Source organism: Pseudomonas paraveronii (assembly GCF_963681955.1).
GTDB classification, from domain to species: Bacteria; Pseudomonadota; Gammaproteobacteria; order Pseudomonadales; family Pseudomonadaceae; genus Aquipseudomonas; species Aquipseudomonas paraveronii.
Genome location: NZ_OY817130.1, coordinates 1,338,633 through 1,352,886 on the forward strand (window position 1 = coordinate 1,338,633; position 14,254 = coordinate 1,352,886).

The window sequence follows — 14,254 nt, forward strand, 5'->3', positions numbered from 1 at the left end:
AATCCATTCCCGCCTGACGGTGAACGCCAGGCACACGCGATCGGCTCGAAAACCGCCCGGTCGAGTGTTCCAAAATAAAGCCAGCAGGTAGTAACAGACGCCTGAGGGAGGGTTGGCTCCCTCAGGAGATAAGGTTAGTCAGGATTTAGATCTTTACTTCCGGAGCCGGCTTGTCGGTCGGGTTCTTGATCAGTGCCTTGACCTTGTCGCTCATTGGGAAGCTCAGGTTCAGGCCTTTGGGTGGGATCGGGCTTTCGAACCACTTGCTGTAGATCTTGTTGATTTCGCCGGATTTGTACAGGCCAACGATGGCGTCATCCACGGCTTTCTTGAAGGCAGGGTCATCTTTGCGAACCATGCAGGCGTAGGCTTCAAAGGACTGTGGAGTGCCGGTAATGACCCAGTCATTCGGCTTCTTGGCCTTGGCTTCTTCACCGGCCAGCAGGGCGTCGTCCATCATGAAGGCAACGGCGCGGCCGCTTTCCAGCATCTGGAAGGACTCGCCGTGGTCTTTGGCGGAGATGACGTTCATGCCCATCTGCTTGTCGGCGTTCATCGCCTTGATGATGCGCTCGGACGTGGTGCCGGCGGTGGTCACGACGTTCTTGCCTTTCAGGTCGGCGAAGTCGCTATAGGACGGCTTGCCATCCTTGTCTTTCTTGACCAGCAGGCGGGTGCCGATTTCGAAGATGTTGGTGGTGAACGCGACTTGCTGGGCGCGTTCGGCGTTGTTGGTGGTGGAACCGCACTCGATGTCCACGGTGCCGTTCTGCACCAGCGGGATACGGGTCTGCGAAGTGACCAGGTTGTACTTGGCCTGCAGTTGAGGTTTGTTCAGGTCTTTTTTCAGGGCTTCGACGATAGCCAACTGAATGTCGTGGGAGTAGCCCACCGGTTTGCCCGAACCATCCGCGATGTAGGAAAACGGGATGGAGCTGTCGCGGTGCCCGAGGGTGATGGTGCCAGAGTCGTTGATTTTCTTCAGCGTGCCGGTGAGTTCGGCGGCGAAAACTGGAGTGCTGATCAGAGCGGCAGCGATAGCTGCGCCCAAGATATGGGGAACGATGCGCATCAATACTTCCTCGACATTTGTTTTTTTTATGAAGCCGGTTAAGCGGCTCTCTTATACAGCGAATGCCCATGACGGCTCCTGAGGCATCTCAGGCAATCGTCCTGAAGTGTAGAGCATGAGTCGTGCCAGACCATGAATAAAGTACTAACTATATGATTTATATAGGTATTAACTTTGTGTGGCGGAATATTTATAACGGCTGGGTCCGGCAAACCGAATCAGGCATTGAGTGGCGTTCGGAAAACCGAATGGGCGAGCCGATATAACAAAGCCCCTGGACCTTACGGCGCAGGGGCTTTTGTGAGAGCGGTCTGTCAGGCCGCCTGGATCTTGCTGCGGCTCAATTCAACCTTGGACAGGTAACGCTGCACGTTGGCCTGTTCTTCCGGGGTGGTGGACAGGCCGAGCTTGGTGCGGCGCCACAGCACGTCCTCGGGCTGGGTCGCCCATTCTTCGGTACACAGGTAGTCGACTTCGCGGGTGTACAGACCGCCACCGAGGTGGTCGCCGAGGTCGGCCAGCGATTGCACGCCTTCCAGCAGGCGCCAGGTGCGGCTGCCGTAGGTGGTGGACCAGCGGCGCGCGATGTCGCTTGGCACCCAGTCGAACCGGGCGCGGATAGCCGCAGCCAGGGCTTCTGGCGTGCTCATGTCTTCGCCGCCCGGCAGGCTGGCGGTGGCGGTCCAGCTTGGGCGCATGTGGGTGAAATAAGGCGCCAGGTGGGCCATCGCCGACTCGGCGAGCTTGCGGTAGGTGGTCAGTTTGCCGCCGAACACCGACAGGATCGGCGCCTCGCCAGTGCCGCCGGAGAGCGACAGGGTGTAGTCGCGGGTGATGGCCGACGGGTTGTCTGACTCGTCGTTGCACAGCGGGCGCACGCCGGAGTAGGTGTGGACGATGTCATCGCGGCTCAGTTGCTTCTTGAAGTGAGCGTTGACCACCTTGAGCATGTAGTCGGTTTCACCTTCGGTAATCGCCACTTTCGCCGGATCGCCGGTGTATTCGCGGTCGGTGGTGCCGATGATGGTCAGGTGGTCCAGGTATGGAATCGTGAAAACGATGCGCTGGTCTTCGTTCTGCAGGATATGCGCGTGGGCGCCTTCGTAGAGTCTTGGCACGATCAGGTGGCTGCCCTGGATCAGACGGATGCCGTAGGGCGAATCCAGCTTCAAGTCTTCCTTGATGAACTTGGCGACCCACGGCCCGGCGGCGTTCACCAGCGCCTTGGCGCGGATCGAGAACAGGCTGCCGTCGGCGCGTTCCATGTTCATTTCCCACAGGCCCTTGCTGCGATGCGCGCTGACGCACCGGGTCTGGGTATGGATGTGTGCGCCTTTTTCGCGGGCGGCCATGGCATTGAGTACCACCAGGCGTGCGTCATCGACCCAGCAGTCGGAATATTCGAAGCCTTTGGTGATTTCGCTTTTCAGCGGGCTATCGGGGCCGAACTTGAGGCTTTTCGAACCGGCGAGTTTTTCGCGCTTGCCCAGGTGGTCATATAGGAACAGGCCTGCGCGGATCATCCACGCAGGCCGCAGGTGCGGGCGGTGCGGCAACACGAAGCGCATCTGCTTGACGATGTGCGGGGCCTTGGCCAGCAGCACTTCGCGTTCGGCCAGGGCTTCGCGCACCAGGCGGAATTCGTAATGTTCGAGGTAACGCAGGCCACCGTGGATCAACTTGCTGCTGGCGGAGGACGTGTGGCTGGCCAAGTCGTCCTTTTCGCAAAGGAATACCGACAAACCGCGACCGGCTGCGTCTGCTGCAATGCCGACGCCATTGATCCCGCCACCGATCACGGCAACGTCATAGACTTCGGCAAGCGGTGGAGCAGGCAAGGTAGAAGGGTTCATCGGCTGGCCTCGTGATCTTTTCGTATTGGAATTCGAACATTAATGTTCATTTTCGAAAATGGTAGCTGATAAACGCGCCTACAGCCACCCGAATTCGATTGAAAAAACTCATCGAAGGGTGAGGAAAGGAAAATTTGTGAACATGTGCCTGGGGAAGGCTCAAGGAAATGGGGGTTGGATCAATCGCTATCGGGGGCAAGCCCCCTCCCACATTTGAATGGGTTCACACATCAAAGTGTGGGAGGGGGCTTGCCCCCGATAGCGTCAGTGCAGGCGCTAGACGACTTCCAGCCGAACCTTATGCTGGTTCAACAACTGCACCAACGCCGGCACCGGCTGCTGGTCTGTCACCAGGCAGTCCACCAGGCTGATCGGCCCCAGGCGAATCATGGCATTGCGCCCGAATTTGCTCGAGTCGGCCGCCAGAATCACCTTGCGCGCATTGGCGATGATCGCCTGGGAAACCCGCACCTCCTGGTAGTCGAAGTCGAGCAGGCTGCCGTCTTCATCGATGCCGCTGATGCCGACCAGGGCGAAATCGACCTTGAACTGGTTGATAAAGTCGACGCTGGCCTGGCCCACCACGCCGCCATCACGCCGCACATTGCCGCCGGTCAGCAGCACGTCAAAGTCGTCCTTGGCGCTGAGCATGGTGGCGACGTTGAGGTTGTTGGTGATGATTTTCAGGTGATTGTGGTTGAGCAACGCACGGGCGATGGATTCGGTGGTGGTGCCGATGTTGATGAACAGCGAGGCGTGGTCGGGGATTTGTGCGGCGATCGCTTCGCCGATGCGCTGTTTCTCGTCGCGCATCTGGTCGGCCCGCATGGCGTATGCGGTGTTTTCGACGCTGGAATCATAAGCCGCGCCGCCGTGGTAGCGGCGCAACAGATTGGCGTCCGCCAACTGGTTGATATCGCGGCGGATGGTTTGTGGGGTGACAACGAACAACTGCGCCATTTCCTCGATACTGACGTAGCCGCGTTCGCGGACCAGTTCGAGGATTTGTTGCTGGCGGGGAGGCAGATTCATGGGGCGTCCTTTGGGCTGCCATACAAAAGTGGCCCATGATGACGCAGGAATCTGCTCCCTGCCAGTTACAACCCTAAGTGGTTCCGGCGGATGGCTTATTCAGCGCCTTCGTGAGGTTCCCAATCACGGGTGCGGCTCACCGCTTTTTGCCAGCCGGCGTAGAGTTTCTCCTTGGCCGTTTCTTCGAGCTGGGGTTCGAAGAAGCGCTCGATTACCGCCTTGCCACGCAATTCCTCCAGGCTGCCCCAGAAGCCGCAGGCCAGGCCTGCCAGGTAGGCGGCGCCGAGTGCTGTGGTTTCGCGCATTTGCGGGCGCTCGACCTGGGTGCCGAGGATGTCGGCCTGGAACTGCATCAGGAAGTTGTTGGCCACCGCACCGCCGTCCACGCGCAGGGATTTGAGGCGTTCGCCGGAATCCTGCTGCATGGCGTCCAATACGTCGCGGGTCTGGTAGGCAATCGACTCCAGGGCTGCGCGAATAATGTGATCCACGCGCACGCCACGGGTCAGGCCGAACAGTGCGCCACGGGCATACGGGTCCCAATACGGCGCGCCCAGGCCGGTGAACGCGGGCACCAGGTACACGCCGTTGCTGTCCTTGACCTTGCCGGCGAAGTATTCGGTGTCATGGGCGTCGTTGATGATTTTCAGCTCGTCGCGCAGCCACTGTACGGTGGAGCCACCGTTGAACACAGCGCCTTCCAGGGCGTAGGCCACTTCGCCACGCGGGCCGCAGGCGATGGTGGTGAGCATGCCGTGCTTGGATTTCACCGCTTTGTCGCCGGTGTTCATCAACAGGAAACAGCCGGTGCCGTAGGTGTTCTTGGCCTGGCCCGGTTCCACGCACATCTGGCCGAACAGCGCCGCTTGCTGGTCACCGGCGATGCCGCCGATGGCAATGCCGCTTTTGGTGCGGCCGTAGATTTCCGACGAAGATTTTACTTCTGGCAGCATTTCGCGCGGCACGTCGAGGATGTCCAGCATCTTCGCGTCCCACTCCAGGGTGTGGATGTTGAAGAGCATGGTGCGCGAGGCGTTGGTGTAGTCGGTGACGTGGGTCTTGCCGCCGGTAAATTTCCAGATCAGCCAACTGTCGATGGTGCCGAACAGCAGCTCGCCGTTGCGCGCACGTTCGCGGCTGCCTTCGACGTTATCGAGAATCCACTTGAGCTTGGTGCCGGAGAAGTACGGGTCGGTGACCAGGCCGGTGGTGTCGCTGATGTATTGCTCGTGGCCATCACGCTTGAGCTGCTGGCAGATTTCGGTGCTGCGGCGGCACTGCCAAACGATGGCGTTGTAGATCGGGCGGCCGGTGACTTTATCCCAGACCACGGTGGTTTCACGCTGATTGGTGATGCCGATGGCGGCGACTTGGTCATGGTGCAGGCCGGCTTGGGCCAGGGCTTCGACCATCACCGCGCTCTGGGTGGCGAAGATCTCCATCGGGTCATGTTCGACCCAGCCCGCTTGTGGGTAATGCTGGACGAATTCACGCTGGGCGGTACAGACCACGTTAGCGTCGCGATCGAAGATGATTGCCCGGGAACTGGTGGTGCCCTGATCAAGGGCAATGATGTAGTTCTTATTCTGAATGTCGGTCATGTCGATTGCCTTGGACGAGAAATAAGGATTGGTAAGCTGCCTGGGCCACGAAGGGGCAGGGTGGACCAGGCTGGCTATCAGGAAATACGGGTGTTGCCGTTGACGGCACTTTCTTCAGTTTCGGCGGCAGTGGGCGCGGCGCTTGGCAGATGACGGGCAATCAGCCCGCGATACGCTGCGGCACCCAGGCATGCGCCGACAATCGGTGCGAAAATCGGCACCAGGAAGTAGGGAATATCGCGCCCGCCAGTAAAGGCCATTTCACCCCAACCGGCGAAAAAGGTCATCAGCTTGGGCCCGAAATCCCGCGCAGGGTTCATTGCAAAGCCGGTCAGCGGGCCCATGGCGCTGCCAATCACCGCGATCAGCAAGCCGATCAGCAGCGGCGCCAGCGGGCCGCGTGGCAGGCCGTTGTTATCGTCGGTCAGGGCCATGATCACGCCCATCAGGATCGCAGTGATGACCATTTCCACCAGGAAGGCCTGGGCCGTGCTCAGCAGTGCATGGGGATAAGTCGAGAAGACCGAGGCCAATTCCAGGCTGGCCTGGGTGCCGCGCACCAGATGGTGGGTTTGTTCGTAATCGAAAAACAGGTTGCTGTAGAGCGTGTACACCAAAGCCGCGGAGCAGAAGGCACCGGCGACCTGGGCGAGGATATAGAAGGGCAGTTTGCGCTTGTCGAAATCGGCAAAAATACACAGGGCGATGCTGACCGCCGGGTTGAGATGAGCCCCGGAGATGCCTGCGGTCAGGTAGATCGCCATGCTGACGCCGATCCCCCAGATGATACTGATTTCCCACAGGCCAAAGCTGGCCCCCGCGACCTTGAGCGCAGCGACACAGCCTGTACCGAAGAAGATCAGAAGCGCAGTCCCCAGGAATTCGGCCATGCATTGGCTCGAAAGTGAAGGCTGTTGAAGAGCAGTTGTCATGGAAAACCTCAATTTGTTGTTCTTGTCTGGCGTCTGGCCTCAACGGGCCTTGCGCGTTGTTCACCGTGTCGAGGATCCCCATCCCGGGCGCGGCTTACTGCTGGAATGCTGCGGGTGTATTCCTACAGTATTCGGAAACGAAAAAATATAGACAAGAATGACGCCTGTCAAAGGTCGAAAGTGAACCATTGGTCATTTTCGAACTATAGGTTTGATGAATGATCACGCTCGCCACGGTAAGTATTGCCGGGAGTGAGGGGCGTACTAGAGCGTTTTGTGTGGGCTTGGCCTAGAATTGGCCATCCGTTTGCCACGCCAGGAGTGTCCATGACCCCCGCATTGGATTTGTTGAAAAAAGTTCGCGCCGAACATCGCATCCACAGTTATGAACACGATCCCAAGGCGGCGTCGTATGGTCTGGAGGCCGCGGAAAAGTTGGGTCTCGACCCGGCGCAAGTGTTCAAGACCTTACTGGCGAGCAGCGAGAAGGGCGAATTATTGGTGGCGGTGGTGCCGGTCGTCGGAAGTCTGGACTTAAAAGCCTTGGCCCATGCCGCTGGCGTGAAAAAAGTCGAGATGGCCGACCCGGCGGCAGCGCAGCGTTCCACCGGCTATCTGTTGGGCGGGATTAGCCCGTTGGGGCAGAAAAAGCGTTTGCGGACCTTCATCGATAGTACGGCGCAGCCGTTCCCGACGATTTTTGTCAGCGCCGGGAGAAGGGGGCTGGAAGTGGAGTTGTCCGCTGCGGTCCTGGCCGAGCAGACCCAGGCCAAATTCGCGTCGATCGGGCGGGCCTGAGATCCAATGTGGTAGCGGGCTTGCCTGCTACCACGTTGATGAATGTCGGTTTCTTCAGTTGGCAGGGCTGAAGCGCCGCACACCTGAATCGGCGTGAGGCACCTGCGCCGCAGTGCTGCCGGATGCCTGGAACAACACCAGGTGCTCGGCGGCGACACGAATCCCCACGTCTGCACCGACTTGATGGTCGGCATGACTGGGAAAAATCGACTCCAGTTGTGCGCCTGTCGACAGCTGCAGGCGGTACAGGGTCGAGGCGCCAAGGAACGTCTTGCCGACGATCCGTGCTTTCAATGCGCTGTCCGGCGCGTAGACGATGTCATCCGGGCGCAGCAATACATCCACGGCGCCGCCTGTCGGCCAGGTATACGCGCGGTTGCCACGCAGGTCGCCGAGCTCGGTGCTGACGGATTCCGGCGTGCTCAATTGGCCACGGATGAAATAGCCCTGGCCGACAAAGCTGGCGACGTAGGGTGTCAGCGGCTCGTGATAGAGGTTGTAGGGCGTATCCCACTGCTCCAGGCGGCCTTCCTTGAACACGCCGACGTGGTCACTCACGGCGAACGCTTCTTCCTGGTCATGGGTCACCAGGATCGCACTGGTGCCTCGTGCCTTGAGAATGTCGCGCACCTCATGGCTGAGCTTGCGCCGCAGTTCGCCATCGAGGTTGGAGAACGGTTCGTCGAGCAGCAACAATTGCGGCTCCGGCGCCAAGGCGCGGGCGAGGGCCACGCGTTGTTGCTGACCACCGGACAGCTCGTGGGGGAAACGCTTGCCCAGGTTCTTCAGGTTGACCAGCTCCAGCAGTTCGGCGACCACGCGGTCTTTCTGCGGGTGCTTGCGAATGCCGAAGGCGATGTTGTCGGCCACGCTGAGGTGGGGAAACAGCGCGTAGTCCTGGAACACCATGCCGATACGACGTTTCTCCGGCGCCAGGGTGAACCCTGCACTGGAGATGACTTCGCCGGCCAGGCTGATTTCGCCTTCGTGGACCGGTTCAAACCCTGCGATCGCGCGCAGGGTAGTGGTCTTGCCGCACCCCGAGGAACCGAGCAGGCAACCGATGTCGCCGGCATTGAGGTGCAGGTTGAGGTTCTGCACCACCCGCTGATCTTGATAGCCGCATGCCAGATTGCGCAGGTTCAGCAGTAATGGCTGGCTCATGCGTGGTGGTACGCCGGCTCTACCAGAAATTCGAGCAGGGCCTTTTGCGCATGCAGGCGGTTTTCCGCCTGGTCCCAGGCGACCGAACGCGGGTCGTCGAGCAGGTCGAGGCTGATTTCTTCGCCACGGTGGGCGGGCAGGCAATGCATGAACAGCACGTCCGGCGCGGCCAGGTCGAGCAGGGCGCGGGTGACCTGGAACGGCGCAAACAGCTTCAGGCGCTTGGCGGTTTCGTCTTCCTGGCCCATGGAGGTCCAGACGTCGGTGCTTACCAAGTGGGCGCCGATCACCGCATCTTTTGGATCACGCAGGATTTGTACACGGCCATCAGCGTTGGCCAGGAACTCGGCGGACGGTTCGAAACCTTCCGGGCAGGCGATGCGCAGGTGGAAGTCGAATTGGATCGCCGCTTCTATATAGCTGTTGCACATGTTGTTGCCGTCGCCGATCCAGGCCACGGTCTTGCCCTGGATCGAGCCACGGTGTTCGAGGAAGGTTTGCATGTCGGCCAGCAACTGGCACGGGTGCAGGTCATCGGACAGGCCGTTGATCACCGGAACGCGGGAGTTGGCGGAAAATTCAGTCAGGGTGCTGTGGGCGAAGGTACGGATCATCACCGCATCGAGCATGCGCGACATGACAATCGCGCAATCGCTGATCGGCTCGCCACGGCCCAGTTGGGTGTCACGCGGCGACAGAAAGATGGCCTGGCCGCCCAGTTGGATCATGCCGGCCTCGAAGGACAAGCGGGTGCGGGTCGACGACTTCTCGAAAATCATCCCGAGCACGCGGTTTTTCAAAGGCTCGAACAGTACGCCGCGGTTACGCAGGTCTTTAAGCTCAATGCCTCGACGGATCACGCTGACCAGCTCTTCGGGCGTGCAATCCATCAGGGAGAGAAAGTGCCTTGCGCTCATCATTAACTACCTTTTTGCAACAGACCGCAGATACTCAAAGCCTTGTTTATTGTGAAAACGGGCGAGACCTGCGGCGAAAGCCGCACGGGGCGACGAAATAGGGGAAGGCGCGATCTTATAATTAAATGTCGCGTCTTACCAATAGGGCTACGGTGTTTAGGGGTGTTCAGATAGGCGCGATAGCGCTTTTGAAGACGATTTCCTGACAGCAGCGGGTCATTTGTACACTGGCGTTGCGACCTTTTGCAATCTGCGAGGGCTGGCCCAGGCCAGGCTGCGTCGGTTTCAGGGACTGTTCGGCAGGTTTTGAAACACTTTCTCACGTTTGCTCATGGCCTGGCCTGATGCCCCTCAATTCACGCGACGAACGTTGCTGGTGCCCGTTGCAGTCGCGGCCCATAGTCAGGCCAAAGCCCTGATAAAGAGACTGGCCATGACCAAGACTCTCCACCACCGTGCCTGCCATCTGTGCGAAGCCATTTGTGGTCTGACCCTGGAAACCACCCAAGCCGAAGATGGCAGCCTGGCGATCACTTCGATCAAGGGTGACGCACTGGACACGTTCAGTCGTGGGCATATCTGCCCCAAGGCCGTGGCGCTGCAGGATATCCAGAATGACCCGGACCGCCTGCGCCAGCCGATGCTGCGAGTGGGTAGCGAATGGCAACCGATTCCGTGGGAAGAGGCCTTCGCCCTGGTGGCCGAAAAACTGTCGGACATCCAGGCTCGCTACGGACAGAATTCGGTGGCGGTGTATCAGGGTAATCCCAGCGTGCATAACTATGGGCTGATGACCCACAGCAACTACTTCCTTGGCCTGCTCAAGACGCGTAACCGGTTTTCCGCGACGTCGGTCGACCAGTTGCCCCATCACCTCACCAGCCACCTGATGTACGGTCATGGCCTGTTGTTGCCGATTCCGGATATCGACCATACCGACTTCATGCTGATCCTCGGCGGCAACCCGCTGGCGTCCAACGGCAGCATCATGACGGTGCCCGACGTGGAGAAGCGCCTCAAAGCCATCCAGGCCCGGGGCGGTAAAGTGGTGGTGGTCGACCCTCGTCGCAGCGAGACGGCGGCGATTGCCGATCAGCACCTGTTTGTGCGGCCCGGTGGCGACGCCGCGTTGCTGTTCGGATTGCTCAACACCTTGTTTGCCGAAAACCTGACCCGTGACAGTCACTTGCCGGTTGACGGCCTGGATGACGTGCGCCGCGCAATCGCCGGGTTTACCGCCGAGGCCATGAGCCACCAGTGTGCGGTGCCTGCTGAGCAGATCCGCCAACTGGCGCGGGATTTTGCCGCCGCAGATAAGGCGGTATGTTACGGGCGCATGGGCGTTTCGACCCAGGCGTTCGGCACGCTGTGCCATTGGCTGGTGCAATTGATCAATCTGGTCACCGGTAACCTGGATCGTCCAGGCGGTGCCTTGTGTACCACGCCGGCGGTGGACCTGGTGGCCTCGACTTCCGGCGGGCATTTCAATCGCTGGCAGAGCCGTGTGTCGGGGCGTCCGGAATACGGTGGCGAGTTGCCGGTGTCGGCGCTGGCGGAAGAAATGCTCACCGAAGGCGAAGGACAGATCCGCGCCCTGATCACCGTGGCCGGCAATCCGGTCCTATCAACCCCGAATGGCCGCCAGTTGGAGCAGGCCCTGGACGGGCTGGAGTTCATGCTCAGCGTCGATCTGTACATCAACGAGACGACGCGCTATGCCGACTTGATCCTGCCGTCCACCTCGGCGCTGGAAAACGATCACTACGACACCACGTTCAATATGTTCGCGGTGCGCAATGTCACCCGTTTCAATCGTGCGATCCTGCCCAAGCCTGAAGGCGCGCTGCATGACTGGGAGATCTTCGTTGGCTTGGCCAAGGCGTTTGCGGCGCACACCGGGGTTGCGCTCAAGCCGACCCTGTCACCGGCGCAAATGATCGACTTCGGCCTGCGCGCCGGCGTGTATGGTGATGCTTCCAGCCACAAACTGTCGGTGGCGATGCTCGCTGAGCATCCCCACGGCGTCGACCTGGGTCCACTCAAGCCCAATCTCGCTGCGCGCCTGAACACCGCGAATGGTCGGGTGCAGGCGGCACCGGCAGTAATTCTGGCGGACCTGGCGCGTTTCGCGGCGCAACCGCTGCCACAGGCCAACGAATTGCTGTTGATCGGCCGCCGCCATGTGCGCAGCAACAATTCCTGGATGCACAACTATCACCGCTTGGTAAAGGGCAAGCCCCGGCACCAGTTGCACATGCATCCCGATGATCTGGCCAGCCGCCAATTGAGCGACGGGCAGCGGGTGAAGGTCAGCTCGCGCATCGGCATGATCGAGGTGGAGGTGGTCGCCAGCCCGGACATGATGCCTGGCGTGGTCAGCCTGCCGCACGGCTGGGGCCATGGTCGCCCGGGCGTGCAGATGACGATCGCCAGCAGTCAGCCGGGTGCCAGTGCGAATGACCTGACCGACGAACGGCAACTGGATGAGTTGTCGGGCAACGCCGCGCTGAACGGCGTGCCGGTACAGGTCGCTGCGGCATAATGTGCCCGAGCACCGCGCTGGGATTTTGCGTTACAATGCGCCACCGTGCCGACCTGTGAGTCGCAAAGTTCCAGCCGAGGTGTTCCATGGATATCATCGAAACGATCAAAGAGCAGATTGCCAACAACACCATTCTGCTTTACATGAAGGGCTCTCCCAATGCCCCGCAGTGCGGTTTCTCCGCGAAGGCGTCCCAGGCCATCATGCAGTGTGGCGAGAAATTCGCTTACGTGGATATCCTGCAAAACCCGGAAATTCGCGCCAACCTGCCGAAGTACGCCAACTGGCCAACATTCCCACAACTGTGGGTAGCCGGTGAACTGGTCGGCGGCAGCGATATCATCACTGAAATGGCCGCTGATGGTTCGTTGCAAGCGCTGGTCAAAGACGCAGCAGTAAAAGCGGCAGCTCAGACTGAAGCTTGATTGGCCTGCAACGAAAAGCCCCGCTTCTCATACGAGAGCGGGGCTTTTTCATGCTTCCAGTGTAGGAGCGAGCTTGCTCGCGAAATACTCAAAGACGCCGCGTTCATACTGAATGCACGCGTTATCGTTGACGCTCTTCGCGAGCAAGCTCGCTCCTACAATGAATAAGGGTTATTCACCCATCTGCGATTGCAGGTAGTTTTCCAGGCTGACCTTGTCGATCAGGCCCAGTTGGGTTTCCAGCCAGTCGATATGTTCTTCCTGGTCTTCCAGGATATCTTCCAGCAGTTCGCGGCTGCCGAAGTCCTGGGTCACTTCGCAGTGAGCGATGGCGGCCTTGAGGTCGCTGTGGCTCTTGCGTTCGAAGCCCAGGTCGCTGCTGATCATTTCCTGGGTGTGCTCGCCGATGTTCAGCTTGCCCAGGTCCTGCACGTTCGGCAGGCCTTCCAGGAACAGGATGCGCTTGATCAGGGCATCGGCGTCCTTCATGGCTTTGATCGATTCCTTGTACTCGCGCTTGCCCAGCTTTTCCAGGCCCCAATCGTCATACATGCGCGCATGCAGAAAGTACTGATTGATCGCGACCAGTTCATTGCCAAGGATTTTGTTGAGTTGCTGGATGACTGAGATGTCGCCTTTCATGACTGGGGTCCTGCCCTTTATTCGCTGTATATAGGCCAGAGTTTGAGTGGCGAACCTCTAAGTGTCAAACCTAAGTAATTGAATAATAAATGAAAATTAATCTGAATAAGAATGTTTGAGTTCCGCGTCTTGGCCCTAACTGATTGAATTGCGGGCATAAAAAAGCCGGACACTAAGTCCGGCTCGTTAAAACACGCTCATTTAAGCGTGTGTAAATTCTGCTGAATAGGGGAGCGCGGCCTGGGCTGTTTGCAGCTGCGTCAGGGTTTCCCGTACCACTTGCTTGGCGAGGCAAGCACATTTACCGCATTGGCTGGCAACGCCGGTCGTTTCACGCACTTCCTTGTAGCTGCAGCAACCTTCGTAGATTGCTTCGCGGATTTGTCCGTCGGTGACGCCAGTGCAGAGGCAGACATACATAAGGGAGAACCATCGCGGGTTTAAGGCTTAAGTGCGATGGATCTTAATGTTAACGAGAATGATTGTCAAAGTAGTTTTGCCGCGCTGGGCAGCGACTTGGCCTGCGCGCTGACGAACGGTTTTTTCAGTGTATGATGGTCGGTCTTCACGAAGCGTGACCGCGTCACAGGCTTGTCGCTTATGCGCGGCAGACTCAAGGCCGGTCCTTTTACTTCAATCGTCACCCCTACATCAGGAGATATCCAATGAGCGTACTCGTCGGCAAACAAGCCCCGGATTTCGACGTACCTGCCGTTCTCGGCACTGGCGAAATCGTTGACAGCTTCAAGCTGTCTGAAGCCATCAAAGGCAAATACGGCCTGGTGTTCTTCTACCCGCTGGACTTCACCTTCGTCTGCCCTTCGGAGCTGATTGCTCTGGACCACCGCATGGACGATTTCAAGGCGCGTAACGTTGAAGTGGTCGCGGTTTCCATCGACTCCCACTTCACCCACAACGCCTGGCGCAACACGGCCATCAACGATGGCGGCATCGGCAAAGTCAAATACACCATGGCTGCCGACATGAAGCACGACATCGCCAAGGCTTACGACGTTGAGTCCGAAGGCGGCGTGGCATTCCGTGGCGCGTTCCTGATCGACGACAAGGGCGTTGTGCGCTCCCAGATCATCAACGACCTGCCGCTGGGCCGTAACATGGAAGAGCTGATCCGTCTGATCGACGCCCTGCAATTCCACGAAGAGCACGGCGAAGTTTGCCCTGCGAACTGGAAAAAAGGCGACAAAGGCATGAACGCTTCGCCAGAAGGCGTTGCAGCGTACCTGACCGAGAACGCCGGCAAGCTGTAAGCCACGTT

Annotated in this window: 14 protein-coding genes; 4 read left to right on the plus strand and 10 right to left on the minus strand. The window is 59.2% G+C overall.

From position 1 onward, the window contains the following. Window positions 1–145: 145 nt before the first annotated feature. The 5 genes from U5A08_RS05840 to U5A08_RS05860 form a co-directional block, all read right to left on the minus strand. Complete coding sequence (locus U5A08_RS05840; protein WP_253393606.1) at window positions 146–1,072, minus strand: glutamate/aspartate ABC transporter substrate-binding protein; 927 nt, start codon at window positions 1,070–1,072, stop codon at window positions 146–148. A 314-nt stretch (window positions 1,073–1,386) separates the two neighbouring features. Further along, window positions 1,387–2,925 (minus strand): glycerol-3-phosphate dehydrogenase, encoded by a 1,539-nt coding sequence (glpD, locus tag U5A08_RS05845; protein WP_253393608.1) that lies wholly within the window; start codon window positions 2,923–2,925, stop codon window positions 1,387–1,389. A gap of 276 nt (window positions 2,926–3,201) precedes the next feature. Continuing rightward, the gene (locus tag U5A08_RS05850) at window positions 3,202–3,957 is read right to left on the minus strand and encodes a DeoR/GlpR family transcriptional regulator (RefSeq protein ID WP_247396312.1); all 756 of its coding nucleotides are present in this window, start codon (window positions 3,955–3,957) and stop codon (window positions 3,202–3,204) included. Window positions 3,958–4,052: 95 nt separating this feature from the next. Beyond that, window positions 4,053–5,558 (minus strand): glycerol kinase GlpK, encoded by a 1,506-nt coding sequence (glpK, locus tag U5A08_RS05855; protein ID WP_247396310.1) that lies wholly within the window; start codon window positions 5,556–5,558, stop codon window positions 4,053–4,055. Window positions 5,559–5,635: 77 nt separating this feature from the next. Further along, complete coding sequence (locus tag U5A08_RS05860) at window positions 5,636–6,490, minus strand: MIP/aquaporin family protein (RefSeq protein ID WP_253393610.1); 855 nt, start codon at window positions 6,488–6,490, stop codon at window positions 5,636–5,638. Between the two features lie 327 nt (window positions 6,491–6,817). On the opposite strand from U5A08_RS05860, the gene ybaK reads away from it, so the two are divergent. After that, window positions 6,818–7,288 (plus strand): Cys-tRNA(Pro) deacylase, encoded by a 471-nt coding sequence (ybaK, locus tag U5A08_RS05865; RefSeq protein WP_253393612.1) that lies wholly within the window; start codon window positions 6,818–6,820, stop codon window positions 7,286–7,288. 54 nt (window positions 7,289–7,342) lie between these two features. Here the strand turns inward: ybaK and U5A08_RS05870 are convergent, their stop codons facing one another. Together U5A08_RS05870 and argF are read right to left on the minus strand one after the other, a co-directional pair. Further along, window positions 7,343–8,452 carry an ABC transporter ATP-binding protein gene (locus tag U5A08_RS05870; RefSeq protein ID WP_247396303.1) on the minus strand — a complete coding sequence of 370 codons (1,110 nt, stop codon included), beginning with the start codon at window positions 8,450–8,452 and terminating at the stop codon, window positions 7,343–7,345. Further along, window positions 8,449–9,369 carry an ornithine carbamoyltransferase gene (gene argF, locus U5A08_RS05875; protein WP_247396301.1) on the minus strand — a complete coding sequence of 307 codons (921 nt, stop codon included), beginning with the start codon at window positions 9,367–9,369 and terminating at the stop codon, window positions 8,449–8,451. The genes U5A08_RS05870 and argF overlap by 4 nt, the downstream gene beginning before the upstream one ends. A 433-nt stretch (window positions 9,370–9,802) precedes the next feature. On the opposite strand from argF, the gene U5A08_RS05880 reads away from it, so the two are divergent. Together U5A08_RS05880 and grxD are read left to right on the plus strand one after the other, a co-directional pair. Next, window positions 9,803–11,911, plus strand: coding sequence for a molybdopterin oxidoreductase family protein (locus U5A08_RS05880; RefSeq protein WP_321850716.1), 2,109 nt, complete (start codon window positions 9,803–9,805; stop codon window positions 11,909–11,911). Window positions 11,912–11,997: 86 nt separating this feature from the next. Beyond that, window positions 11,998–12,336 (plus strand): Grx4 family monothiol glutaredoxin, encoded by a 339-nt coding sequence (gene grxD / locus U5A08_RS05885; RefSeq protein WP_253393616.1) that lies wholly within the window; start codon window positions 11,998–12,000, stop codon window positions 12,334–12,336. A 171-nt stretch (window positions 12,337–12,507) separates the two neighbouring features. On the opposite strand, the gene bfr is transcribed toward grxD, so the two are convergent. The 3 genes from bfr to U5A08_RS05900 form a co-directional block, all read right to left on the minus strand. Continuing rightward, window positions 12,508–12,978, minus strand: coding sequence for a bacterioferritin (gene bfr / locus U5A08_RS05890; protein WP_247396289.1), 471 nt, complete (start codon window positions 12,976–12,978; stop codon window positions 12,508–12,510). 201 nt (window positions 12,979–13,179) lie between these two features. Continuing rightward, the gene (locus U5A08_RS05895; protein ID WP_010564137.1) at window positions 13,180–13,398 is read right to left on the minus strand and encodes a bacterioferritin-associated ferredoxin; all 219 of its coding nucleotides are present in this window, start codon (window positions 13,396–13,398) and stop codon (window positions 13,180–13,182) included. 65 nt (window positions 13,399–13,463) lie between these two features. Beyond that, entirely contained in the window at window positions 13,464–13,595 is a 132-nt protein-coding gene (locus tag U5A08_RS05900; protein WP_321850720.1) for a hypothetical protein, read from the minus strand. Between the two features lie 48 nt (window positions 13,596–13,643). Here U5A08_RS05900 and U5A08_RS05905 point away from each other — a divergent pair, with 48 nt between their 5' ends. Then, window positions 13,644–14,246 carry a peroxiredoxin gene (locus tag U5A08_RS05905; protein WP_247396286.1) on the plus strand — a complete coding sequence of 201 codons (603 nt, stop codon included), beginning with the start codon at window positions 13,644–13,646 and terminating at the stop codon, window positions 14,244–14,246. The last annotated feature ends 8 nt before the right edge of the window (window positions 14,247–14,254 follow it).